We start from the raw sequence: 25,793 nt of genomic DNA on the forward strand, positions 1-25,793 counted from the left end.
GCGCTACTCAAATTCTAAAAATAATCGCTGATTGTATAGAGTCTGTTACCGTAAAAAGTTGGCGTTATGTGCCATGGGGCGGTAATTTGCACCAATCTAACATACGGGCCATAAAACGGTAGCCACATGCCCTATAAATTCATAACTTCATATTCTACAGGATATCGAAATGCGTGACGTCAATCAGCAGGGGATTACCTTCTCTAAAAACGATGTAGAAATTATTGCACGCGAAACGCTTTATCGCGGTTTTTTTTCGCTCGATTTATACCGTTTTCGCCATCGCTTGTTTAATGGTGGCATGAGTGGTGAAGTGACCCGCGAAATTTTTGAGCGCGGGCACGCCGCAGTCTTGCTACCCTTTGACCCGGTGCGTGATGAAGTCGTGCTTGTCGAGCAGATCCGCATTGCCGCGTATGATACTAGCGAGAGCCCGTGGTTGCTCGAGATGGTCGCCGGTATGATAGAAGAAGGAGAGTCTGCTGAAGATGTCGCCCGCCGTGAAGCGGTTGAAGAGGCGGGACTTGATGTTGGGCGAGTAAAACCGGTCCTGAGCTATCTGGCGAGCCCCGGCGGTACCAGCGAAAGGCTATCCATCCTGGTCGGCGAAGTGGATGCGACGACGGCAAAAGGAATTCATGGACTGGCCGACGAAAATGAAGATATTCGGGTACATGTGGTGAGTCGGGAGCAGGCTTACCAGTGGGTGGAAGAGGGGAAGATCGACAACGCGGCCTCTGTCATCGCGCTGCAATGGCTGCAATTGCATTATCACAATTTACGAAATGAGTGGACAAAATGAAGCGTTATACACCTGACTTCCCTGAAATGATGCGACTGTGTGAAACCAATTTTGCTCAGTTGCGCCGCTTGCTGCCTCGAACGGATGCGGTGGGTGAGATGGCGAGTTATCAGGTGGGCAATGCGCAATACCGATTAACGATCGTCGAGTCGACCCGCTACACTACATTAGTGGCGATTGAGCAGACGGCGCCGTCGGTGAGCTACTGGAGCCTGCCGTCAATGACGGTACGACTCTATCACGACGCAATGGTCGCTGAAGTGTGTTCAAGTCAGCAGATCTTTCGCTTCAAAGCGCGGTATGATTATCCTAATAAAAAGTTGCATCAACGCGACGAAAAGCATCAAATTAATCAGTTTCTGGCCGACTGGCTGCGTTACTGTTTAGCACATGGAGCGATGGCGATTCCGGTTTGTTAGCGTCGTGAAACCTAAGGACACCATTTGGAAAGCCTGTTAAACCTACCTTTGGCTGGTGAGGCCAGAGTCAGGATCTTACAAATTACTGATACTCACCTGTTTGCTGAAAAACACGAAACGCTGTTAGGCATCAATACCTGGGAAAGCTACCAGGCCGTGCTGGATGCCATCCACGCCTCACAGCGTGAATGCGACCTGATTGTTGCAACGGGCGATCTGGCGCAAGATCACTCTTCCGCGGCTTATCAGCATTTTGCTGAAGGCATCGCGAGTTTTGCTGCACCCTGCGTTTGGCTGCCGGGTAATCATGACTTCCAGCCAGCGATGTATAGCACGCTACAGGAATCCGGAATCTCCCCGGCTAAACGCGTATTACTGGGCGACCATTGGCAAATATTGCTGATGGACAGCCAGGTTTTCGGTGTCCCGCATGGCGAGCTGAGTGATTTTCAACTGGAGTGGCTTGAGCACAAGTTAGCCGAGGTGCCTGAGCGGTACACTTTGCTACTGTTACACCACCATCCAGTGCCGTCGGGCTGTGGCTGGCTGGATCAACATAGTCTACGTAACGCCGGGGCGCTTGATTGCGCGCTGGCCGCTTTTCCTCGCGTTAAGCATCTGCTGTGCGGTCATATTCACCAGGAGCTGGATCTTGACTGGAACGGGAGGCGAATGATGGCAACGCCATCGACCTGTGTGCAGTTTAAGCCGCATAGCGCTAACTTCATGCTGGATATCGTCTCTCCAGGCTGGCGCTGGCTGGAATTACATCCTGACGGCACGTTGACCACTGAAGTTTGTCGCCTTGAGGGCGTTAAATTTCACCCGGATATCGCTTCAGAAGGATACTGATGTCTACGCTTCTCTATCTGCACGGTTTTAATAGTTCACCGCGGTCGGCAAAAGCGACGGCGTTGAAGAATTGGCTGATGCAGACTTATCCTGATATCTCCATGGTGATACCGGAACTGCCCGTTTACCCCGCACAGGCTGCGGAGCATCTGGAAGCTCTGGTGCTGGAACACGGGGGAGAGCCGCTGGGCGTTGTCGGATCATCTTTGGGTGGATATTACGCAACCTGGCTATCGCAGTGTTTTATGCTGCCAGCGGTGGTGGTGAACCCTGCGATACGACCGTTTGAGCTACTGAACAATTTCCTCGGCCCCAATGAGAATCCGTACACAGGGCAGCAATATGTGCTAGAGTCTCGCCATATTTACGATCTTAAAGTCATGCAAATCGACCCGCTGGAAGCACCGGATTTAATCTGGTTACTACAGCAAACGGGTGATGAAGTGCTTGATTACCGCCAGGCCGTTGATTATTTCGCCTCCTGCCGTCAAACGGTAGAGGAGGGCGGTAATCACGCATTTGTTGGCTTTGAAGATCATTTCACTCAGATTATCGATTTTCTGGGCCTGCGTTAAGCGGTTCAGAGCGACCTACGAATACACACCATGACGCAATCTTCTTATAACGCTGATGCCATTGAGGTACTCACCGGGCTAGAGCCGGTTCGCCGCCGCCCTGGGATGTACACCGACACGACACGCCCTAACCATATGGGTCAGGAAGTTATTGATAACAGTGTGGATGAAGCACTGGCTGGTCACGCGAAACGCGTGGAGGTCATTCTTCATGCCGACCAATCGCTGGAGGTTATCGATGACGGACGCGGAATGCCGGTGGATATCCACCCTGAAGAAGGGGTTCCGGCTGTTGAGCTGATTCTTTGCCGTCTGCACGCGGGCGGTAAATTTTCTAATAAGAATTACCAGTTCTCCGGAGGTTTACACGGGGTCGGTATTTCGGTCGTCAACGCCTTGTCGAAACGCGTTGAGGTTAACGTGCGCCGTGACGGCCAAATCTACAGCATCGCCTTTGAAAACGGCGATAAAGTGGAAGACTTACACGTTTCCGGCACCGTCGGCAAACGCAACACCGGGACCAGCGTGCACTTCTGGCCGGACGAAAGCTTTTTTGATAGCCCGCGTTTTTCCGTCTCGCGTCTATCGCATTTGTTAAAAGCCAAAGCGGTTCTGTGCCCTGGGGTCGAAATTGTCTTTCGTGACAAGGTCAATGATAGCGAGCAGCGTTGGTGCTATGCCGATGGCCTGACTGACTATCTTTGTGAAGCCGTGAACGGCCTGCCGTTGCTGCCGGAAAAACCGTTCGTCGGCAATTTTTCTGGCGATACTGAAGCGGTAGACTGGGCGCTGTTGTGGCTGCCGGAAGGCGGTGAGCTGCTAACCGAAAGCTACGTCAACCTGATCCCGACCATGCAGGGCGGTACCCACGTTAACGGCCTGCGTCAGGGGTTGTTGGACGCGATGCGTGAGTTTTGCGAATACCGTAATATTCTGCCGCGCGGCGTGAAGCTGTCGGCGGAAGATATCTGGGAGCGCTGCGCTTACGTCCTCTCCGTGAAGATGCAAGATCCGCAGTTTGCCGGGCAGACCAAAGAGCGCCTTTCTTCGCGTCAGTGCGCGGCGTTTGTTTCTGGTGTGGTTAAAGATGCTTTCAGCCTGTGGCTAAACCAGAACGTACAGTCGGCGGAGCTGCTGGCGGAGATGGCTATCTCCAGTGCCCAGCGTCGTCTGCGTGCGGCGAAAAAAGTCGTACGTAAAAAGCTGACCAGTGGCCCGGCGCTACCCGGCAAGCTGGCGGACTGCACCGCGCAGGATCTGAATCGAACTGAACTGTTCCTTGTGGAAGGTGACTCCGCAGGCGGTTCCGCCAAGCAGGCGCGCGATCGCGAGTATCAGGCGATCATGCCGCTGAAAGGTAAAATCCTGAATACCTGGGAAGTCTCTTCTGATGAAGTTCTGGCATCTCAGGAAGTGCATGATATTTCGGTCGCCATCGGTATCGATCCGGACAGCGACGACTTAAGCCAACTGCGCTACGGCAAGATTTGTATTCTGGCGGATGCGGACTCCGATGGTTTACATATCGCGACGCTGCTTTGTGCGCTGTTTGTCAGACACTTCCGCACGCTGGTGAAACACGGTCACGTCTACGTGGCGCTGCCGCCTCTATACCGTATCGACCTGGGTAAAGAGGTTTACTACGCGCTAACGGAAGAAGAGAAAGCGGGCGTGCTGGAGCAGCTCAAACGCAAAAAGGGTAAACCGAACGTACAGCGCTTTAAAGGGCTGGGCGAGATGAACCCGTTACAGCTGCGCGAGACCACGCTGGATCCCAACACCCGTCGCCTGGTGCAGTTGATTGTCAGCGATGAGGACGAGCTGCAGACTACCGCTATGATGGATATGCTGTTGGCCAAGAAGCGTTCCGAAGATCGGCGTAACTGGCTACAAGAAAAAGGCGATCTGGCCGAGTTGGATGGGTAATAAATAGTAAAATGGCCGGTATAACCGGCCGATTTTTTGATGGCTTAAATGCCCGATTCCAGAATACGAATATTCATTTCCAGAACGTCGCCTTTAACGGCTTCACCGTAAGCTTTCATGTGCGGAGTTTGCAGGTGCGCTTCAAGATGTGCGACGCTTTCCCACTGCTCAACCATCACGATGGAATCCGGTGATGTGGTTTGAAAACTGACGCCTGCGGCATGATCCACCAGCGGCGCATAGCCGTGGCAGCCTTCTTCCTGCAGAACAACCGGGGTAATCTTCGCAAACTGATCCAGTACCGCCTGACGATGGTGTTGGCCCGGACGAGTGCGAATTTCAGCGATTACTGTCAACATGGTTAACTCAACTCCTTCTGTGTGTATTCTCATCATACTTCGGGTCGCCGATTTTTTGACTGCTCAGCAAGCCGAATGACTTAGAACGTAAGCGTCTAGTTAACCAAAAATTTCTGCCAGATGCTTGCGATATTCTGCGGTATAACGCGGAACATCAGGCATTTTGATCACATCGTTGGCGATGAAGGTCGGCAGGGCGTTCATCCCAAGGAACTGGTTGGCTTTGTGGAACGGCAGATAAACGCCGTCGACGCCGACGCCGTGGAAGAACTGATCTTCATCGGTGAAAGCGTCCATTGGCGCGTTCCAGGTCAGGGATAACATGTACTTTTTGCCCTGAATCAGACCACCGGAACCGTATTTCTTGCTGGCGTCGGAACGGGTACGACCATCGCTGGCGTACAGGGCGCCATGGCCTTCGGTAAACACGTCGTCGATGTACTTTTTCACCGTCCACGGCGCGCCCATCCACCAGCCAGGCATCTGCCAGATAACCACATCGGCCCAGAGAAAATTCTGCACTTCTTCTTTAATATCGTATTCGCTCTCGGCGCGGACGACCTTAACATCATGCCCGGCGTCGCGCAGAAAACCATCCGCGACCTCGGTCAGGGTGTCATTCAGTTGGCCGTTAGAGTGGGCGAATTTTTTCGCGCCGTTGATAATCAGAATGTTGCTCATTTTTTATCCTCAAGATTGCAATTTTGTCGCTGATTTTACCCCGCAGGGTGAAGCGGTAAAATGAGCAAAATGTGCAAAGTCTTTTGCTTTTTTAGCAATAATACCGCTACCAGCTAACGCGTGCCTCGAAGCCGCCGCCTCGGGCGTTAGCAAAACTGGCCGTCATGCTGTGTAGCGCGGCGATGCGCTGCACAATGGACAACCCCAGACCGCTACCGGGTTGGTCCTGACCGGGAGGGCGATAAAAGCGCTCGCCAATACGCGCCAGCGCTTCGGCGCTGATGCCCGGGCCGTTGTCGCGCACGCAAAATTCACGTGCATTCAGCGTGATATCGACCTGGCTGCCAGCGGGGCTATAGCGCACGGCGTTATCCAGAAGATTACGCACCAGCAGGCTCAGTAACAGCGGCTGGCCGGTTCGCATGATGTTGGTGGCGTTCAGATGCAGACGCAGTTCAATACCGGCCTGCTGCGCGCTGTGGTACATCTCCATAACCGCCGATTGAAGCAGTTCATCAATAGCGATCGTCTGGACATCATCAAGCTGCGCCAGCGAATCCAGGCGTGATAAGGTCAGGAGCTGATCGACCAGCCGGGTTGCGCGGTCAATACCCTGATGAAGCTGCGTCAGCGCTTTATCCATGCCCTGAGCATCGTCCATGGAGAGCTGGGCGACTTCGGTCTGGACCTTCAGCGCCGCCAGCGGGCTGCGCAGTTCGTGGGCGGCATCAGAGGTGAAGCGTCGCTCACGAGTCATGGTGTCATGCGTGCGGATAAAGAGCTGATTCAGCGCGTCGACCAGCGGGCGAACTTCACTGGGAACATGATCGGTATTGAGCGTTTCGGCGGAGTCCGGCGCGCGGGCGCGCAGCGTGTTGGCCAGCTTTTTCAACGGCGCCAGCTCCCGGCTCAGCAGCACAATCAGCAGCAGGAACATCAGCGGTAGCGCAACCAGCCAGGGAATGAGCTGAGAGGTAACGATATCCAGCGCCATCTCACGGCGATAATCCCACTCCTGACCAACGACGATACGATGGCGACCATCGCGGGTGGTGAGCCACAGGAAGCGCCACTCATCATCATCGTTACGTAAATAGCCGTCGCTGAATCCCTCACGATTCATGCCCCAGGGGATATCCTGACCGTTTTCGCCATCGTTGAGCACCATCTTGCCGTCGGTGGTAAAGATAGCGAAAGCCAGCGCATCGTCGTCGAGATGCCCATGCTTAACCTTCTTTTTCGCCCGCACCTGTGGAGTGAGGGTATGCAGCTCGTCGAAATTCATCGCGCTAAGACGACGAGCGAACAGTAGCTGCTGGGTATCGAACAGCTTATCCAGCTTATCGGTGGTTTGTTGCCAGGCGATAAAACTGGCAATTCCCCATGCGGCGCTGGTCAGCAGTAGAAAAAGGAGCGTCAGACGGACGCGCAAACTCAATCGGCCCAGTCGTTTCATACATCACCCAGGGTATAGCCGATACCGTGGACGGTGCGGATAAATTCGCTGCCGAGCTTGCGGCGTAGATGATGAACGTGCACTTCTATCGCATTGCTGGAGACGTCGTCATCCCAGTTATAGAGTTTTTCCTCGATAAGTTTGCGTGGTAGCACGCGCCCGGCGTTACGCATTAACAGTTCCAGTAAAGCGAACTCTTTCGGCTTGAGAGGTAGATTTTCGCCATTCAGCGTGGTGGTGAGTCGGGTTGGGTCGAGGACGACATTGCCGTGTCGCAGTTCGCTGCTGCTTTGGCCGTGGGCACGGCGTATCAGCGCTTCGAGACGCGCAGCGACTTCAATTAACGCAAAAGGTTTGCAAAGATAGTCATCGGCACCGAGCCGTAAGCCTTCGACCCGCTGGCTGAGTGCGTCGCGGGCGGTGAGGATCAGTACCGGTTCATGGCGGCCTTTGTCGCGCCATTCGCGCAGGATATCCAGGCCGTCGATGCCGGGAAGCGTCAGGTCCAGAATAATGGCGTCATAAGGGGCGTTGTACAGCGCGGCTTTCCCCTCTTCACCGCGGGTAAACCAGTCAATGCTGAAGCCCATTTTTGTCAGCCCGACTTTAATACCGTCGCCAATCAGTTTGTCGTCTTCCACCACTAAAATGCGCATTAGCCTGCTCCTGTGGCCCACTGAGATGAAAGCAGTAAAGCGCGTTGTCACGCGCGCTGTACAGCAATAAAATTTCTTTTTTCCGCTTAAGAAGTTGTTAAGTTTTGCCTTGTGTAATAGTGACGGTATAAACACAAAGGGAGAAAACATGATGAAAAAGTTCGCCGCAATGACCGCTATTATCGCCTTAGTTTCTATGCCAGTCCTGGCTGCTGAACAGGGAGGTTTTTCCGGCCCAGGCTCCACGCAAACCAGCCAGACGACCACGCAAAACGGCGGGTTTATCGGCCCGAACGGTAGCGTAACGACGGTGGCTAATGCCAAATCTCTGCGTGATGACACCTGGGTGACCCTGCGCGGTAAAATCGTCGAGCGTATTTCCGACGACCTGTATAAATTTCAGGACAGCTCCGGCACCGTCAACGTGGATATCGACCATAAGCGCTGGAATGGCGTGACCGTGACTCCGCAGGATACGGTAGAGATTCAGGGCGAAGTCGATAAAGACTGGAACTCGGTAGAAATCGACGTGAAGCAGATTCGTAAAGTCACGCCGTAAAGCCCGTTCCCTGAGCCAATCGTATCAGATGGCTCAGGGCCATAATCAGGCATGAGATAAGGGCAGAATAATTTGTGCCACAGTGAGCATTATCGCATTCGATGTGTATGAGCATCGCAGGGGTAAGCGTATTGTGTTTGCGCTAATTATTGGTCTGGTAAGGAGTACCATGAAATCTCATGCATTATTATGGCTGGTCAGCCTGGTAGGCGTTTCTCCTCTGTACGCCGCAGACGTTCCCGCCAATACATCTCTCGCCGCAAAGCAGGTTTTTCGTTACAACAATCATAGCGATCCCGGCACGCTTGACCCGCAAAAAGTTGAAGAGAATACAGCAGCGCAGATTGTGATCGATCTGTTCGAGGGGCTGGTGTGGATGGATAGCGATGGCCGCGTCCAGCCTGGCCAGGCGCAAAGCTGGCAAGTGTCTGATGACGGTAAACGCTATGTGTTTCACCTACGCAAAGATCTCAAATGGTCAGATGGGCAGCCGTTGACCGCTGGCGATTTTGTCGCCGGGTGGCAGCGCGCCGTGGCACCGCAAACCGCCAGCCCTTTCGCCGGATATTTAGCGCAAGCGCATATTGAAAATGCGGCGCAAATCATGGCAGGTAAAGCCGATGTCAGTGCGTTAGGTGTTCGGGCGATTGACGACACCACGCTGGAGGTGACCCTCACGCAGCCGGTGCCCTGGTTTACGACGATGCTGGCCTGGCCGACGCTATTTCCCGTTCCGCAACACGTGATTAAAAAATATGGTGATGCCTGGAGTAAGCCAGAGCACATGGTTTATAACGGCGCGTTTGTGCTGGATAAATGGGTAGTAAATGAAAAAATTGTGGCCCGTAAAAATCCGCATTATTGGGATGCGCAGCATACCGTATTGCAGCAGGTAGAATATCTGGCGCTGGATAACGCCGTCACCGGCTACAACCGTTATCGCGCTGGAGAAGTCGATTTAACCTGGGTTCCAGCCCAGCAGATCCCGGCCATTCAGAAGGAGCGGCCCGGCGAGCTGCAAATCATTCCACGGCTCAATAGCGAGTACTACAACTTCAATACTCGCAAAGCGCCGTTTGACGATGTACGCGTGCGTCGAGCGCTCTATCTGACGGTCGATCGTGCGCTAATTGCGCAAAAAGTCCTGGGATTACGCACGCCAGCAACCACCTTAACGCCACCACAGGTCGATGGGTTTAATGCGCCGGTTCTGGCAGAGCTGCAGCAGCCGATGAACGAACGAGCCGCAACGGCCCAGGCGCTGCTCAAGCAAGCGGGTTATGACGCTGCGCACCCGCTGCGTTTTGAGCTGTTTTATAACAAATACGATTTACACGAAAAAACCGCCATTGCGCTCTCTTCTGAATGGAAAAAGTGGCTGGGCGCGGACGTGAAGCTGCGTTCGATGGAGTGGAAAACCTACCTCGATGCCCGCCGCGCAGGAGACTTTATGCTGTCGCGCCAGTCGTGGGATGCGACCTGGAATGAAGCATCGACGTTTCTCAATACCTTAACCAGCACCAGCGAGGACAACGTCGGACGCTGGCAAAATGCGCAGTATGACGCGCTACTGGAGCAGGCGTCGAAGACTGCTGATGCACAAAAACGCAATGCGCTTTATCAGCAAGCGGAAATGATCATCAACCAGCAGGCACCGTTGATCCCTATCTACTATCAGCCGATGATTAAACTGCTAAAACCGTATGTTGGTGGTTTCCCATTACATAATCCGCAGGATTACGTTTACAGCAAAGAGCTGTACATCAAAGCGTACTGATTTTACCGCCGTCAGGTGTTTTTCGGCGGCGGTAAACTATCGAACTCTTGTGACTCGACGCGCCAGATAAGGTACTATCTGCGGCAATATTGCCCCTTAGATGGTTGGCTTTTAGTTGAGGAATTACGATTAATGAGCGATATGGCAGAGCGCCTTGCGCTACATGAATTTACGGAAAACGCCTACCTGAACTATTCCATGTACGTCATCATGGACAGGGCGCTGCCGTTTATTGGCGATGGCCTGAAGCCGGTCCAGCGTCGCATCGTCTATGCGATGTCTGAACTGGGGCTGAACGCTAGCGCGAAGTTCAAAAAGTCCGCCCGTACCGTCGGCGACGTGTTGGGTAAATATCATCCGCACGGCGATAGCGCATGCTATGAAGCGATGGTGCTGATGGCTCAGCCGTTCTCTTACCGCTACCCGCTGGTAGACGGTCAAGGGAACTGGGGCGCGCCGGACGATCCGAAATCCTTCGCCGCGATGCGTTATACCGAATCCCGTTTGTCGAAGTATGCTGAGCTGCTGCTGAGCGAACTGGGGCAGGGCACCGTTGACTGGGTTCCAAACTTTGACGGCACCATGCAGGAGCCGAAAATGCTGCCTGCGCGTCTGCCAAACATTCTACTGAATGGCACCACCGGCATTGCCGTCGGGATGGCGACGGATATTCCGCCGCATAACCTGCGCGAAGTGGCCAGGGCGGCGATCACCCTGATTGAAAAACCACAGACCTCGCTGGATGAGCTGCTGGATATCGTGCAGGGGCCGGATTACCCGACGGAAGCGGAAATCATTACTCCGCGTGCCGAGATCCGCAAAATCTACCAGAACGGCCGTGGCTCCGTGCGCATGCGTGCGGTGTGGACCAAAGAAGACGGCGCGGTGGTGATTAGCGCCCTGCCGCACCAGGTCTCAGGCGCAAAAGTGCTGGAGCAAATCGCCGCCCAGATGCGCAATAAGAAGCTGCCGATGGTCGATGACCTGCGCGACGAATCGGATCACGAAAACCCGACCCGTCTGGTGATCGTCCCGCGCTCCAACCGCGTAGATATGGAGCAGGTGATGAACCACCTGTTCGCGACGACCGATCTGGAAAAGAGCTATCGTATCAACCTGAATATGATAGGTCTGGATAACCGCCCGGCGGTGAAAAACCTGCTGGAAATCCTCTCTGAATGGCTGACCTTCCGTCGCGATACCGTACGTCGTCGTCTGAGCTACCGTCTGGAGAAAGTCCTCAAGCGCCTGCATATCCTTGAAGGTTTGCTGGTAGCGTTCCTGAATATCGATGAAGTTATCGAAATTATCCGCCATGAAGATGAACCGAAACCGGCCCTGATGTCGCGCTTTGGTATCAGCGAAACCCAGGCGGAAGCGATTCTGGAGTTAAAACTGCGCCATCTCGCCAAGCTGGAAGAGATGAAGATTCGCGGTGAGCAGAACGAGCTGGAAAAAGAGCGCGACCATCTGCAGTCTATTCTGGCCTCTGAACGTAAGATGAATAATCTGCTGAAGAAAGAGCTGCAGGCCGATGCCGACGCCTTTGGCGACGAGCGTCGTTCGCCGCTGCGCGAGCGTGAAGAAGCGAAGGCGATGAGCGAGCACGACATGCTGCCGTCAGAGCCAGTGACTATCGTGTTGTCGCAAAGCGGTTGGGTGCGTAGCGCCAAAGGTCATGATATCGACGCGCCGGGGTTGAACTATAAAGCCGGTGATAGCTTTAAATCGGCCGTGAAAGGCAAAAGTAATCAACCTGTGGTGTTTATTGATACCACCGGGCGTAGCTATGCGGTTGACCCGATCACCTTGCCGTCCGCTCGTGGTCAGGGCGAGCCGCTCACCGGCAAGCTGACGCTGCCGCCGGGCGCGACGGTTGAACATATGCTGATGGAGTCCGACGAGCAGAAGCTGTTGATGGCTTCCGATGCAGGCTACGGTTTCATTTGTACCTTTAACGACCTGGTCGCTCGCAACCGCGCCGGTAAGACGTTGATTAGCCTTCCGGATAACGCGCACGTGATGCCGCCGCTGGTTATTGAGGATGAATCCGATATGCTGCTGGCCATCACTGCAGCCGGGCGTATGCTGATGTTCCCGGTCAGCGATTTGCCGCAGTTGTCGAAAGGTAAAGGTAACAAGATTATCAATATTCCGTCGGCAGAAGCGGCTTCCGGTCAGGATAGCCTGGCGCATCTGTTTGTTCTGCCGCCGCAAAGTACGCTGACTATTCATGTCGGTAAGCGGAAAATTAAACTGCGTCCGGAAGAACTGCAGAAAGTTACCGGCGAGCGTGGTCGTCGCGGTTCTCTGATGCGCGGACTGCAGAAAATTGACCGGGTGGAGATTGATTCGCCGCGTCGCCCTTCAACAGGCGACAGTGAAGAGTAGAGTAAAGTGAGCCTTCCTCGCGGTTAAGTGAGGAAGGCGAATATTTGCCGCAAAATCGTTGTTTATTCAGGCATTGCGATTAACAATATCCACAAAATCATTCAAGATGCTCAATGCGCTTTGCCATGATTTCCGGTGCCTGCAATCTGCGAAACAGCGAGTCATACACAAAATCATTCAGGATGCATCGCGGCGGCAAGTGAGGAAATCCCTGGAGCATAGATAGCTATGTGACTGGGGTTTCTGAGCGTAGCCAACAAAGAGGCAGTTTGAAGGATGATGTGTATAATTCTAAGCGGTTTGGGTTTTAGAGGTAGCTATGCTATTTATTTTTCGACTAATTATCGTTGTCATCTATTGTCTTCTGGTCTCCATATTCGGCTGTATTTACTGTCTTTTCAGCCCGCGTAATCCTAAACATGTTGCGACCTTCGGCCATCTGTTTGGCAAACTGTCGCCGGTGTTCGGCCTGAAGGTAGAACTGCGTAAGCCTGCGGATGCGGAAAGCTACGGCAAGGCCATCTATATCGCTAACCACCAGAACAATTATGATATGGTGACGGCATCGAAAATCGTGCAGCCGCCGACGGTAACAGTGGGTAAAAAGAGCCTGGCGTGGATCCCGTTTTTCGGCCAGCTCTACTGGTTGACGGGGAATCTGCTGATTGACCGTAACAACCGGGCGAAAGCGCACGGCACCATCGCGGAAGTCGTGAACGCGTTTAAAGAACGTAACGTCTCTTTCTGGATGTTCCCGGAAGGGACCCGCAGCCGTGGGCGTGGCCTGTTGCCTTTTAAAACCGGTGCCTTTCATGCGGCGATTGCCGCTGGCGTGCCGATTATTCCAGTGTGCGTGTCCAATACATCGAATAAGATTAACCTCAATCGCCTGAACAATGGTCTGGTGATTGTAGAAATGCTGCCGCCGGTTGATACCAGCCAGTACGGGAAAGATGGCGTTCGCGCGCTGGCGACGCACTGTCGCGAGCTGATGGCCGCCAAAATTGCTGAGCTGGACAAAGAAGTTGCTGAGCGCGAAGCAGCAGGAAAGAAATAACACAGGAAACGCCGCGAATCGCAGGCGTATTGCTGGCGGGAAACGAATTCCCTTATTGATTAGTCAGTATCTCACGGAGTTAATATGTCACTCAGTCGGCGTCAGTTTATTAAGGCTTCAGGCGTTGCGCTGTGCGCAGGCGCCGCGCCACTGAAGGCACAGGCCGCTGGCCAGCAGCCTGCGTTGCCGATCCCTCCGCTGCTGGAGTCCCGGCGCGGTCAGCCGCTGTTTTTGACTCTCCAGCGTGCGCACTGGTCGTTCACATCCGGCACCCGTGCATCGGTATGGGGCATCAACGGTCGCTATATGGGGCCGACCATTCGCGTCTGGAATGGCGACGATGTGAAGCTGATTTACAGCAACCGGTTAACGGAAAACGTCGCGATGACGATCCGTGGCCTGCAGGTTCCTGGGCCGCTAATTGGTGGCGCGGCGCGCATGATGTCAGCCAACGCTGACTGGGCTCCGGTGCTGCCAATTCGTCAAAGCGCGGCGACGTTGTGGTATCAAGCCAACACCCCAAATCATATGGCGAAACAGGTCTACAACGGCCTTGCCGGGATGTGGCTGGTGGAAGATGACGTCAGTAAGAACCTGCCGATCCCTAATCACTATGGCGTTGATGATTTCCCGGTGATTATCCAGGACAAGCGTCTGGATAACTTTGGTACGCCGGAATACAGTGAACCCGGCAGCGGCGGCTTTGTCGGCGATACGCTGTTGGTAAACGGCGTGCAAGGTCCGTTTGTTGAGGTATCGCGCGGCTGGGTACGTCTGCGCTTGCTGAATGCTTCCAACTCTCGCCGTTATCAGCTACAGATGAGCGACGGCCGTTTGCTGCACGTTATCTCTGGCGATCAGGGGCTGCTCCCCGCGCCGGTTTCGCTCAAGCAGCTGTCGCTGGCTCCCGGCGAGCGGCGAGAAATTCTGGTTGATATGACCAACGGCGATGAAGTGTCGATTACCTGCGGGGAGGCGGCAAGCATTGTCGATCGTATTCGCGGCTTCTTCGAGCCGTCGAGTATCCTGATTTCGACACTTATCCTGACCCTGCGCCCGACAGGCCTGCTACCGTTAGTGACTGATAGCCTGCCGGTGCGTCTGCTACCGACGGAAATCCTGACCGGTGCGCCGATTCGCAGCCGAGACATTAGCCTGGGCGACGATCCGGGCATTAACGGCCAGCTGTGGGATCCACAGCGTATCGATATTACTGCTCAGCAAGGAACCTGGGAGCGCTGGACGGTGCGTGCCGACCGGCCGCAATCCTTCCATATTGAAGGGGTGATGTTCCAGGTGCGTAACGTCAACGGCTCAGCGCCGTTCCCGGAAGACCGTGGCTGGAAAGATACCGTCTGGGTCGATGGGCAAGTGGAACTGCTGGTGTACTACGCTCAGCCTTCCTGGCCGCATTTCCCGTTCCAGTACTTAAGCCAGACGCTGGAGCTTGCCGACCGTGGTTCAATTGGCCAAATGCTGGTGAATCCAGCACCGTAAAATCATCAAATCATAAAACGGGCCTGATATGCTCAGGCCCGACAGCATTATCAGGATGGCGCAAATAGCGTTGGTAGCATCAAGCTCACCTGCGGGAAGTAACAGATAATCGCCATAACAACAAATAGTGCCAGAAACATGGGTAATAAAGGCTTTATCACCCGATCAATGCTCACTTTCCCAATACTGCAACCCACAAATAGAATCGTCCCTACTGGCGGTGTGCAAAGCCCAATCGTCAAGTTGAATACCATGATGATGCCAAAGTGAATAGGATCTATCCCCAGGTGTTGAGCTATCGGTAAAAATATCGGCGTAAATATCAGTATGGCAGGCGTTATATCCATAAATGTGCCAACGAAAAGCAAAATAATATTAATGATAAATAATATTACCCACTTGTTTTCAGACATGCTGGTAATCATTTCATTAATGAACTCAGGAATGTCAGCATTGGTCATCGCCCACGACATTCCCATCGAACAACCAACCAGCAACAATACAATGGAACTGGTAACGACAGAATCCAGAAGGATGCTGTGAATTTTTTTGAAATTAATTTCTTTATATATTATCGCTAATGCCAAACTATAGATAACCGCTACTGCTGAAGCTTCAGTTGGCGTAAATACACCACAAATGATACCGCCAATAATAATGAAGATGAGAAGTAAGCTGGGTATTGAATCGCGGAACACGGCCAGGAACTGGTGGCGGTTAATTCTTTGGGCAACAGGATAATGATGGCGACGCGCGTGTAGTGCGGCTACCGCCATCAATGCCAGTGCGGTAAGAATGCCGGGAATATAACCTGCCAGAAACAAAGCGGCAACCGAGGTACCGCCGCTCGCCAGAGAGTAAACAATGAGTACGTTACTAGGTGGGATCATCAGGCCTATTGGGGCTGAGGCGACATTAACTGCTGCAGAGAAAGCCGGGTCATAGCCTTCTTTTTCCTGTAGAGGCGACATGATACCCCCTACCGCCGCGGCTGAGGCGACTGCCGAACCAGATATAGCACCGAATAATGTATTAGCCAGGATATTACAGTGAGCCAGCGAGCCGGGAAGACGACCAACAAGAGCCTGTGCCAGGTTAACCAGCCGTCTGGCTATTCCCCCGGTATTCATAATATTCCCAGCTAATACAAAGAATGGAATTGCCAATAACGTAAAGCCATCAAGACCTACCGTCATTTTCTGTGAAATGACAGAAATTGCGGCATCAGGAGGTAAGGAAATAATGATTGAAAATAATGAGGAAAGGCCAATGGCAAATGTAATTGGTACTCCAATAGCCAGCATTACGATAAAGCTGCCAAATAAAACAATTATAGGGTAAATATATTCGAAGTCCATACTTCCCTCATCAATGAGAATGCTGGTTATGATAGTTTTCTAAGATATTTGAAATGGTATAAAAGAGCAGGATTACGCCGCTGATCGGCATGACCCAATAGACCTTATCCATAGGCCATTTTAATACGGGTGAGATTTGATTAACGTGCGCTGCTTTTTCTACGACAATATTTCCACCGTAAATCATAAACGTAATGGCAAAAATCGCGATAACTACCTGGATGAAGCTATCAAGTCGTCGCGCAGTTGCTGGTGATACTTTTTGAGCTAATAAATCAATTGATAAATGCTTTTTAATACCAGCGGTATACACACCTCCAAGTAATATTATCCACATAAAGAGGATTTGTGTGAACTCATCGATCACTGTACTGGGCGAGTTAAATATAAAGCGCGCGACGACTTGCCATGAGACGCAGGTCACCATGATGGCTAAAATAGTACAGCAGCACCCAGCAAGTATTCTATTAAGGGAATTAGTTAGCGTTTGCATATAACATCCTGTAAAGGGCAGGAATAACCTGCCCATAGATTTACATATTTTCTACCTGATCCAGATCTTTGGCTGATTGTGCATCTTTAGCACGGAACTCATCGAAGAGTGGTTTAACGCGCTGTTTAAACTCTGACTTATCGACATCGACCACCGTGGCGTTCATCGCTTTTATTTTCTCGTAAGCTTCTTTTTCTGCTGCTGGCCAGATGACATCTTTCATTTGCAGCATCGACTCATCCGCTGCTTTGTATAAGGCTTCACGATTTTCATCACTCAGGCTACTGAGTACCTGGGTGCTCACGACTAAAACATCAGGAACCATGGTATGCTCATCGCGTGAATAAACTTTCGCGACTTCAGCGTGGCGCATATCCGCATATACGACGGTACTATTTTCGCCACCATCAACCACGCCTTGTTGGAGCGCGGTATATAATTCGCCTTGCGCCATAGGCGTTGCTACACCGCCCAATGCCTTAACCATTGCAATCGCGCTTGGGCTGGATTGAACGCGGATTTTCATGCCAGCCAGGTCTGCTGGTTTGGTGATAGGCTTGTTGGCGTAAAGGCTTCGGGCACCGCCATCATAATAGGTCAGGCCGATAAAACCTTTATTTTCAGAAGATTTTAAAATTCTTTTTCCCAGATCGCTTTGCAGCACCCGATAGTAATGATCGCGATCTTTGAATAAGAAAGGAAGACTAAATAGACTATACTCAGAAGCAAAAGATTCCAGTGATGCTGCATTGACTTTCACCATTTGCAGGGCGCCAGAATTCATCAGTTCAAGAGACTCTCGCTCATTACCGAGCGTTGCATTCGGGTAAATACGAATAATTAAATCACCGTTAGAATACTCTTTTGTTTTTTCTGCTAAATAGCTCATGGCCTTGTGCACGGCATGGCTTTTATCCTGATTGTGGCTGAGTTTTAGCGTGGTTTTGGCCAATGCAGAGTTCGAGATTAATATACAGCCGACGAGTAGCATTACGGATGTTTTTAACAAGTCAGAGGTTTTCATATGATATCCTTATTAATATGTTTAATAAAAGCGATAGGCACCATCGCTTTCTGCCGATATTTTCTCTTTTTAATTTTCAGACAAATATTGATAAATGCCGGGCGCAACCGGGATCCCGTTTTGCTGACATTTTTCTTTATACATCATCTGCGGATCGTTAGGGGCTAAAACTTTTTCAACACCAGGGACCGGTTTGACCGCGCGTAGTTCAGTAACCATCTGCGCCATGTTTTTAGCAAACTCATTATTACCTAATTTTTCCGGGTCAATAACGATGATCAAACTGGCGAGTTTGCGCATTTTTTCATAATCACCGTACATCCGTACAATATGGTTACCAAAGCTTGCACCCATTAATATCCCGGTCAATGCATCTATCGCCAGTGCAATTCCTGAACCTTTATGTCCGCCAAAGGGGAGTAAATTTTCAATTTTGTGTGGGTCGGTTGTGACGTTGCCGTCTTTATCAATAGCCAGGCCTTCAGCAATCGGCTTGCCGGTTTCTTTGGCATGCAAAATTTTGCCGAAAGCCGTTGCGCTGGTTGCCATATCGACGATCATCGGATAACTATTCTCGACCGGAAACCCGAATGCGATAGGGTTTGTGCCGATAAAGCGTTCCGCGCCGCCATGAGGTGCGACGCAGGTATCCGTTTGGGTCATGACTAATGCAATCATTCCCTGGCGAGCGACTCTCTCGGCAAAGTAGGATAATGCACCACAATGCGAGGTATTTTTGACGCCGACAAAACCCAGACCATGGCCCCGGGCAAGCTGAATAGCATGATCGGCCGCGCTGATAAGAGCGGAATGCCCCATGCCATCATCGGAATCCAGAATAGCGACCGAGGGTGAAACTTGCTCAATACTAAACTGCGCTTTTTTATTTAAACCACCTGCTTTTAACCGGGTGCAGTAATGTTCAACGCGCATGACGCCATGAGAGTGTACGCCGGTTAAATCAGCATGCACTAATACGTTCGTTACCTGCTGTGCGGTTTGTTCATCCAGTCCAGCAGAAAATAGTTTTGTGTGTACCAGAGATTTTAAATTCTCTTCTTTTACATATACTGTAGACATGTTAACCCCATTAAAATTTGATAACGCCTTTAACCATTTCTTTGTTTTCGACTACGTTTTTCTGGTAGTCATTGCCAATAGTGAAAAAATCAAACTCGGTATTTTTCATCATGTCTTCATTGATTAATCCGGCACTCATTAATTGAATGACGCATTCAAAATCTTCGCGCGTGGCGTTACGGCTGCTGATTAGCGTGGTTTCTTTTTTATGGAAAGTGGGGTCATCCATAATAAGCTCGCCGATATATAATCCAATAAATACGACTTTGCCACCGTGGCGAATGAGATTAATATCGTTGCTCATCGAGGCTTTGTTGCCCGTGGCGTCAAGTACCGTACAGGCAAGTTCGCCGTTAAACAGGTGACGTAGTTCACTAATAAAATCCCCTGTCGTCGGGTCCAATGATTTGACGCCAATATTTTGGCTGACCAGTTGTCGACGCTTGGCATCAACATCGGCAACGACGACTTTCGCGCCCTTGGCTTTAGCAATCGCTGAGGTGGCTAAACCAATAGGGCCAGCGCCGATGACCAGGATATTTTGTGCGGACTGTATCTCCGCGCGGCGGACGGCATGGGCCCCAATAGCAAAACACTCCACCAGTGCGCCCGCGCTATCACTTAATTGTTCGGGAAGTTCAACCAGGTTTTGCTCATGAACGGCCAGGTATTCGCTGAAGCCACCATCCTGGTGTACACCATAGAGCGATACGTGCTCGCAGCAGTTAGTTTTTCCTTCTCTACACGCTGCGCATTGGTTGCAAGGGACACAGGGAATAACGGAATAGCGCTGACCACTCTTTATGCCGGAGCACTCTTTTCCTGTCGAAATAGCTTCACCGCAGATCTCATGCCCAAGCACCCTGGGATAAGAGAAAAAAGGCTGGCGTCCGGCGAAGGCATGAATATCGGTGCCGCATATCCCGACGGCTTTAACCTTTAATAACGCTTCGTAGTTTTCTGGTACTGGTACTGGTCGTTCAATATATTCGATGCTGCCAGGATTATGGCAAATTAAGGTTTTCATTAAATTTTCCCAGATAATAAATGTGCAATAGTTTCTTCGATACCTAATGAATCAATACGCGTAAATGCATTCTTTATTTCTTCGACAAAATCCGGATCGTTATTCAACTCGCCAAATATAGATTCGATTTTCAACAATGAGAGCGCCTGCTGCCATGCAGGGTGCTGGCCGGATATGGCTTCTATAAACAGCGGTAATAATGGGTCGCTAATATTCTGCTTGTCGCCAATGTTTTTTATTACATAATGCAGCCAGCCAGCGACTAATATTGAAAGCGCGCGCGGATTCTTATTCTGCTGATGTAAAATTATCCACGGCGTAAGGGCCCGCTGAGGGAGCTTTTGTGAACCATCCATCGCTATTTGCGCAGTACGATGCTTCACATTGCGGTTGCTAAACCGTTCAAGGAGTAAATCAGCATAGTTCTCAAGAGGAATGTTTAGCTGCGGATCTAATGTTTGCGCCTGCTCATTAATCATCAGAAAACGGGTGGCGGCACGAAATTGCGGATCCTCCATGCATTGATAGATAAATTCGTAACCCGCCAGGCTGCCGTTGTAGGCCAGAAATGAGTGGCTACCATTTAACATCCGGAGCTTCATTTCCTCATAAGGCCGGACGTCTGCGACAAACATTGCGCCTGCTTTATCCCAGTCAGGACGGCCGCTAACAAAATTATCTTCAATAACCCACTGGCGGAAATCTTCGCAGACGATCCCGCACGGGTCGGCATAACCTATTTTTTCCTGCAGCATCATAAACTGCGGTTCGGTCATTGCCGGCACTATGCGATCGACCATGGTTCCTGGAAACGTCACATTTTCTTCAATCCATTCCCCTAGCTCGCTATCAAGGCGCGTGGCGAAGCCAATAACCGCATTGCGGGTGAGATGGCCGTTATCAGGGATGTTGTCACAAGAGAGCACGCTGAAAGGGGATAAGCCGAGATCTTTACGCCGCTGTAGGGCACAGACGATCAGCGCAATCGCCGATGCCGGTCGCTGTGGATTATCAAGATCTTTGATGATCAACGGATTGGCGAAATCTAATGTCCGGGTTTGCGGATCGATGCAGTAGCCTTTTTCCGTAATCGTCAGCGAGACGATTTTAACCTGCGGCTCAAGGAGTTTTTCTAATGCAGCTTCAATTCCGCTATCCGGGGTATGGAGCCCACCAATGACGGAACGGACCAGGCGCGAAGTATTCGCAGATGAGGAGGTTTCCAGCACGCTGAACAGGCCATCCTGATTGTTTAATGCATTGACCAAGTCCTTGGTACCAAAAAGATTTATTTCAAATATTCCCCACGGTTTCTCCGAAACCTGGTTGGTGAGATCGCTATAAACGGCCTGGTGACCCCGATGAAATGCGCCGAAACCAATATGGACGATATCGGCTTGCAGAGCGGTGCGCGGGTAACTGGTGGCGGCATCGTAGCGAGCTGTTGTTATGTTTTCCTTTCCTGACATCGTGGTATCACTCTTGTGGTTACAGTTAAATTGCGTATACCAATTTATGGTAATCACTAGACCAAAAAAAGAGATCAAAATCACATTAGCAGGGATGGACAGAGAACAAGGAAAATAACTTCTCTGTAAATGATTGTAACAATATGATTTTTATATATTTACTGTGATGGGTGATTTTTGTAAAAATGCACAAGATGTGAAATTTATGATGGAGGTAACAGAACACTATACCAATTACAATTAATCACTAGACCAATTTGGCAGTGGCAGAACCAGCAGAAAAGAGACGAGTGCTAATAACGAACGGGATAAGAGGGAGGTGCAGAGCAACGGGGAAAGATCGGTGCAATGATGATGCCCTGCAGGTATGGAGCGAACTATGGAGCGAACATGGCGCTATGTTGCAAAGAAGAAATCATCAAAATCGCTAATAGAAGAATCTTGCTTAAAGATTTTTATTAATTCATTTTTACTGTTTTCCAGATGGCTCCAGGATGCTTGTCTGGCAAGCTCCGCATCCTTCTGTTGAAGGGCGAGGAAAATGGCTCGATGATCCTCCAGCCACTGCATACGCAGATGCTTTTCATGCAGGTATTTATAGTTAAGTTTTTTCCAGCGTGGGTTTTCGGTTCTCACCGCCCGCCACAGCTCCGCCGCTTGTTTAATTAACACTCTGTTCTGCGTAGATTCAGCAATAATGCTGTGGAACTGATGATCCAAATCCTCAAACGTATCGCTTTCACCGGCGATGGCTTTCTCTTGTAACACAATGATTTTCTTAAGTTCAAGTAGCTCATTGAAGCGAATTTGCGTGGCGGCAAAACCGGTAATGTTGCTCTCTATCACCTGGCGCGCCTGCAAGAGTTCAAAAGGGCCGATTTCAGAATAGGGCATCAATGTGTTCTGATTTAACTTGTTCGCATTATCAACAAAAAAGATCCCGGAACCTTGCTTAACCTCCAGCACGCCTTTCAGCTCTAACATGATGATCGCATCGCGGATGGTGGTCCGGCTGGTGTTAAATCGTTCGCTGAGTTCACGTTCAGACGGCAAGCGTTCGCCGGATTTAAATACGCCGGAATAGAGCAACTCTTCAATCTGTAGACCAATATCGTAGTAGCGGCGTTTTGTAATAACTTGTTCCATACTAAGCCTTATATGTAGTGCTCCCGGTGGATATCCGACCGAGGGTACTCCTGTTCCCGTATGAGGTATGCCTGGTGTCTGGCATGAATAGTAGCGGCACTTGTTGGGAAACCGCCAGCTTTAAACCAACCGCAATGGCAAAATTATGTATTTAGCTCCAGAGCGGAGGTAAAGAATTGAAGCGGCAGACTTTTGTCCATCTCTCTTCAACGCCCCTTCATTTCTCCCATCGTTCCGGCTTATAATCGCCGCCCTTTTGATTATTTTTTTATCATTTTCCCCGGAAGCAATATGAGCGCAATATCCCTGATCCAACCGGATCGTGACCTTTTCTCCTGGCCGCAGTACTGGGCCGCCTGCTTTGGCCCTGCGCCGTTTCTACCTATGTCGCGAGAAGAGATGGACCAACTTGGCTGGGATAGCTGCGACATCATCCTCGTGACCGGCGATGCTTATGTCGATCACCCGAGCTTCGGGATGGCGATTTGTGGCCGTATGCTGGAAGCACAGGGTTTCCGCGTGGGGATTATTTCCCAGCCGGAGTGGAACAATAAAGATGACTTTATGCGTCTGGGCAAACCGAACCTGTTCTTTGGCGTAACCGCTGGCAACATGGACTCGATGATCAACCGTTATACCGCAGACCGCAAGCTGCGTCATGACGATGCCTACACGGCGGGTAACGTGGCAGGCAAACGCCCGGACCGCGCCACGCTGGTCTACACCCAGCGCTGCAAAGAGGCGTGGAAAGATGTGCCGGTGATCCTCGGCGGCATCGAAGCCAGCCTGCGCCGCACCGCGCATTACGATTACTGGTCTGACACCGTGCGCCGCTCGGTGCTGGTCGATTCTAAAGCCGACATGCTGATGTTCGGCAACGGCGAACGTCCGTTGGTGGAAGTGGCGCACCGTCTGGCTGCCGGTGAGCCTATCGGACATATCCGCGACGTGCGTAATACCGCCATTATGGTGAAAGAAGCGCTGCCGGGCTGGAGCGGGGTGGATTCCACTCGTCTGGATACGCCGGGCAAAATCGACCCGATCCCGCATCCGTATGGTGAAGATCTGCCGTGTGCGGATAACAAAACTGTTGCGCCGCCGAAGCAAGAAGCCAAACGCGTCACCGTACAGCCGCCGCGTCCTAAGCCGTGGGAAAAAACCTACGTGCTGCTCCCGTCCTTTGAGAAAGTCAAAGGCGACAAAATTCTCTATGCTCACGCCTCGCGTATTCTGCACCATGAAACCAACCCTGGCTGCGCCCGTGCGCTGATGCAAAAACACGGTGAGCGCTACATTTGGGTTAACCCACCGGCTATTCCGCTGTCTACCGAAGAGATGGATAGCGTGTTTGCGCTGCCGTACAAACGTATTCCGCACCCGGCCTACGGCGATGCGCGCATCCCGGCCTACGAGATGATCCGCTTCTCGATTAACATTATGCGCGGCTGCTTTGGCGGCTGTTCATTCTGCTCCATTACCGAGCACGAAGGGCGCATTATTCAGAGCCGCTCCGAAGATTCGATCATTAATGAAATCGAAGCTATTCGCGACACGGTTCCCGGTTTTACCGGTATTATCTCCGATCTTGGCGGCCCGACGGCCAACATGTATATGCTGCGCTGTAAGTCGCCGCGCGCGGAGCAGACCTGTCGCCGCCTGTCCTGTGTGTATCCGGATATCTGTCCGCATATGGATACCAACCATGAGCCGACGATCAATCTCTATCGCCGTGCCCGTGACCTGAAAGGCATCAAAAAGATCCTTATCGCTTCCGGCGTGCGTTATGACATCGCCGTGGAAGACCCTCGTTATATCAAAGAGCTGGCGACCCACCACGTTGGCGGCTATCTGAAGATTGCTCCGGAACACACTGAAGAGGGACCGCTGTCGAAGATGATGAAGCCGGGTATGGGTAGCTACGACCGCTTTAAAGAGCTGTTTGATACCTATTCGAAGCAGGCCGGCAAAGAGCAGTATCTGATTCCGTACTTTATCTCTGCGCACCCTGGTACGCGTGATGAAGATATGGTGAACCTGGCGCTGTGGCTGAAGCAGCATCGTTTCCGTCTGGATCAGGTGCAGAACTTCTATCCGTCGCCGTTGGCAAACTCCACCACCATGTATTATACCGGCAAGAACCCGCTGGGTAAGATTGGCTATAAGAGTGAAGATGTGGTTGTGCCGAAGGGTGACAAACAGCGTCGTCTGCATAAGGCCCTGCTGCGCTACCACGATCCGGCCAACTGGCCGCTGATCCGCCAGGCGCTGGAAACCATGGGTAAAAAGCACCTGATTGGCAGTCGTCGCGATTGTCTGGTACCGGCTCCGACGCTGGATGAAATGCGTGAAGCACGCCGCCAGAACCGTAACACCCGTCCGGCGCTGACCAAGCATACGCCGGTGGCGCATCAGCGCCAGACGCCTGCTGAATCGTCGGCAAAAAAACGCCGAACTCGCTAATCTCTGGAACGGTTTGCCGCTGCGAGCAGGCGCAGCGGCAATTAATTAATCTTTTTTACCTGGATGGATATTGGTAATATCAAAACCCCCTTAATTGAGGGTTTTTGGGATATTTAAGATATAAAATGGAATTTATTAATGAAAAATATAATGACGACAGTTATTGGCTTATCCGCTTTTATTACCATCATTAGTCTTTTTGATGGTGAAGGTAGCCATTGCAGGCCCACGAGTGCAACATGTAAAGCTGCCCGAGCAGCCAGAAATAGCGCAGCCGTTCATCCTGGACCTGTTGTTTATACTCTTCTTGATGGAACGATCTATTTCCCTGACCGGACTACGCCTGGTTTCTCCGCTGCTTGTGTCGAAAGAATTGAACAGTGGCCGGGAGGACGTGCGAGTATGCTCTTATTAAAAAAATCAGGCGTGCTCACACTCAAAATTAATTATCAAGATTTTATCGCCACTGAAACCATTCAAACAATAAAGGAATCTGGGGCCAGGCAGTTTGAACTTATCGGCGATATAGTGCCACTCGTGGCTCCCGACAGGATCAAATTGACCATCAGCGAGACCGGCTCTGATTTATCATTATCCCTACTTTATGATAAAGACGTCACGAGTGAAAAAAATGAGCTCAAAGAGAAGTTTGCATGCGATCTTGCTGCAATACCAATTGATGATGCAGTTTTAAGTACCTTATGGCAGTAGGGAAAGTAAGGTCAGCCA

The 25,793-nt window shown here is 51.3% G+C and carries 23 protein-coding genes; 12 read left to right on the forward strand and 11 right to left on the reverse strand.

What is annotated here, in order from left to right; all coding sequences use genetic code 11:
- The first annotated feature begins 169 nt into the window (after positions 1-169).
- From nudF to parE, 5 genes are read left to right on the forward strand one after another with little or no spacing between them, the layout of a single operon-like run.
- Positions 170-802, forward strand: coding sequence for an ADP-ribose diphosphatase (nudF, locus tag HV213_RS03930; RefSeq protein ID WP_112213709.1), 633 nt, complete (start codon positions 170-172; stop codon positions 800-802).
- The gene (locus tag HV213_RS03935; protein WP_110273032.1) at positions 799-1,221 is read left to right on the forward strand and encodes a DUF1249 family protein; all 423 of its coding nucleotides are present in this window, start codon (positions 799-801) and stop codon (positions 1,219-1,221) included. Before nudF ends, HV213_RS03935 begins: the two co-directional genes overlap by 4 nt.
- Positions 1,222-1,245: 24 nt before the next feature.
- Positions 1,246-2,073, forward strand: coding sequence for a 3',5'-cyclic-AMP phosphodiesterase (gene cpdA / locus HV213_RS03940; RefSeq protein WP_181484838.1), 828 nt, complete (start codon positions 1,246-1,248; stop codon positions 2,071-2,073).
- Positions 2,073-2,648, forward strand: a complete 576-nt coding sequence (gene yqiA, locus HV213_RS03945) for an esterase YqiA (protein ID WP_110273034.1) — start codon at positions 2,073-2,075, stop codon at positions 2,646-2,648. Before cpdA ends, yqiA begins: the two co-directional genes overlap by 1 nt.
- Before the next feature lie 30 nt (positions 2,649-2,678).
- Complete coding sequence (gene parE, locus HV213_RS03950) at positions 2,679-4,574, forward strand: DNA topoisomerase IV subunit B (protein ID WP_181484839.1); 1,896 nt, start codon at positions 2,679-2,681, stop codon at positions 4,572-4,574.
- A gap of 44 nt (positions 4,575-4,618) precedes the next feature.
- Here parE and HV213_RS03955 read toward each other — a convergent pair whose 3' ends face one another.
- The 4 genes from HV213_RS03955 to qseB all read right to left on the reverse strand — a co-directional run bounded on the left by HV213_RS03955 (position 4,619) and on the right by qseB (position 7,726).
- Complete coding sequence (locus HV213_RS03955; protein ID WP_110273036.1) at positions 4,619-4,933, reverse strand: putative quinol monooxygenase; 315 nt, start codon at positions 4,931-4,933, stop codon at positions 4,619-4,621.
- 99 nt (positions 4,934-5,032) lie between these two features.
- On the reverse strand, positions 5,033-5,614 hold the full coding sequence (locus HV213_RS03960; protein WP_181484840.1) for an NAD(P)H-dependent oxidoreductase: 582 nt from the start codon (positions 5,612-5,614) through the stop codon (positions 5,033-5,035).
- A gap of 106 nt (positions 5,615-5,720) precedes the next feature.
- Positions 5,721-7,070 carry a quorum sensing histidine kinase QseC gene (qseC, locus tag HV213_RS03965; protein WP_181484841.1) on the reverse strand — a complete coding sequence of 450 codons (1,350 nt, stop codon included), beginning with the start codon at positions 7,068-7,070 and terminating at the stop codon, positions 5,721-5,723.
- A complete protein-coding gene (gene qseB / locus HV213_RS03970) occupies positions 7,067-7,726 on the reverse strand; it encodes a quorum sensing response regulator transcription factor QseB (protein WP_112213714.1) in 660 nt (219 codons plus the stop codon). Before qseB ends, qseC begins: the two co-directional genes overlap by 4 nt.
- 151 nt (positions 7,727-7,877) lie before the next feature.
- Here qseB and HV213_RS03975 point away from each other — a divergent pair, with 151 nt between their 5' ends.
- The 5 genes from HV213_RS03975 to ftsP all read left to right on the forward strand — a co-directional run bounded on the left by HV213_RS03975 (position 7,878) and on the right by ftsP (position 15,007).
- Positions 7,878-8,285, forward strand: a complete 408-nt coding sequence (locus HV213_RS03975; RefSeq protein WP_110273108.1) for a YgiW/YdeI family stress tolerance OB fold protein — start codon at positions 7,878-7,880, stop codon at positions 8,283-8,285.
- Positions 8,286-8,454: 169 nt separating this feature from the next.
- Positions 8,455-10,062 (forward strand): ABC transporter substrate-binding protein, encoded by a 1,608-nt coding sequence (locus HV213_RS03980; protein ID WP_181484842.1) that lies wholly within the window; start codon positions 8,455-8,457, stop codon positions 10,060-10,062.
- A gap of 132 nt (positions 10,063-10,194) precedes the next feature.
- On the forward strand, positions 10,195-12,453 hold the full coding sequence (gene parC / locus HV213_RS03985) for a DNA topoisomerase IV subunit A (RefSeq protein WP_181484843.1): 2,259 nt from the start codon (positions 10,195-10,197) through the stop codon (positions 12,451-12,453).
- Positions 12,454-12,772: 319 nt separating this feature from the next.
- Positions 12,773-13,510 carry a 1-acylglycerol-3-phosphate O-acyltransferase gene (plsC, locus tag HV213_RS03990; RefSeq protein WP_112213717.1) on the forward strand — a complete coding sequence of 246 codons (738 nt, stop codon included), beginning with the start codon at positions 12,773-12,775 and terminating at the stop codon, positions 13,508-13,510.
- 84 nt (positions 13,511-13,594) lie between these two features.
- Positions 13,595-15,007 carry a cell division protein FtsP gene (gene ftsP, locus HV213_RS03995; protein WP_181484844.1) on the forward strand — a complete coding sequence of 471 codons (1,413 nt, stop codon included), beginning with the start codon at positions 13,595-13,597 and terminating at the stop codon, positions 15,005-15,007.
- 50 nt (positions 15,008-15,057) lie between these two features.
- Here the strand turns inward: ftsP and HV213_RS04000 are convergent, their stop codons facing one another.
- The 7 genes from HV213_RS04000 to HV213_RS04030 all read right to left on the reverse strand — a co-directional run bounded on the left by HV213_RS04000 (position 15,058) and on the right by HV213_RS04030 (position 22,604).
- Positions 15,058-16,365, reverse strand: coding sequence for a TRAP transporter large permease (locus tag HV213_RS04000; RefSeq protein WP_181484845.1), 1,308 nt, complete (start codon positions 16,363-16,365; stop codon positions 15,058-15,060).
- Positions 16,366-16,375: 10 nt separating this feature from the next.
- Entirely contained in the window at positions 16,376-16,858 is a 483-nt protein-coding gene (locus HV213_RS04005) for a TRAP transporter small permease (protein ID WP_181484846.1), read from the reverse strand.
- A gap of 40 nt (positions 16,859-16,898) precedes the next feature.
- Complete coding sequence (locus tag HV213_RS04010; protein ID WP_181484847.1) at positions 16,899-17,882, reverse strand: TRAP transporter substrate-binding protein; 984 nt, start codon at positions 17,880-17,882, stop codon at positions 16,899-16,901.
- 69 nt (positions 17,883-17,951) lie between these two features.
- Positions 17,952-18,962, reverse strand: a complete 1,011-nt coding sequence (locus tag HV213_RS04015; protein ID WP_181484848.1) for an Ldh family oxidoreductase — start codon at positions 18,960-18,962, stop codon at positions 17,952-17,954.
- A gap of 10 nt (positions 18,963-18,972) precedes the next feature.
- Entirely contained in the window at positions 18,973-19,989 is a 1,017-nt protein-coding gene (locus HV213_RS04020; protein ID WP_181484849.1) for a zinc-binding alcohol dehydrogenase family protein, read from the reverse strand.
- Positions 19,989-21,458: a mannitol dehydrogenase family protein gene (locus HV213_RS04025; protein ID WP_181484850.1), complete on the reverse strand. Its 1,470-nt coding sequence runs from the start codon at positions 21,456-21,458 to the stop codon at positions 19,989-19,991. Before HV213_RS04025 ends, HV213_RS04020 begins: the two co-directional genes overlap by 1 nt.
- A gap of 396 nt (positions 21,459-21,854) precedes the next feature.
- Positions 21,855-22,604: an FCD domain-containing protein gene (locus tag HV213_RS04030; RefSeq protein ID WP_181484851.1), complete on the reverse strand. Its 750-nt coding sequence runs from the start codon at positions 22,602-22,604 to the stop codon at positions 21,855-21,857.
- Between the two features lie 291 nt (positions 22,605-22,895).
- Between HV213_RS04030 and HV213_RS04035 the strand changes: the two genes are divergently transcribed.
- Positions 22,896-25,064: a YgiQ family radical SAM protein gene (locus HV213_RS04035; protein ID WP_228288590.1), complete on the forward strand. Its 2,169-nt coding sequence runs from the start codon at positions 22,896-22,898 to the stop codon at positions 25,062-25,064.
- Positions 25,065-25,202: 138 nt separating this feature from the next.
- Positions 25,203-25,775, forward strand: a complete 573-nt coding sequence (locus HV213_RS04040) for a hypothetical protein (RefSeq protein WP_181484852.1) — start codon at positions 25,203-25,205, stop codon at positions 25,773-25,775.
- Positions 25,776-25,793 lie beyond the last annotated feature (18 nt).

This window comes from Klebsiella sp. RHBSTW-00484, assembly GCF_013705725.1.
Classification (GTDB): Bacteria; Pseudomonadota; Gammaproteobacteria; order Enterobacterales; family Enterobacteriaceae; genus Klebsiella.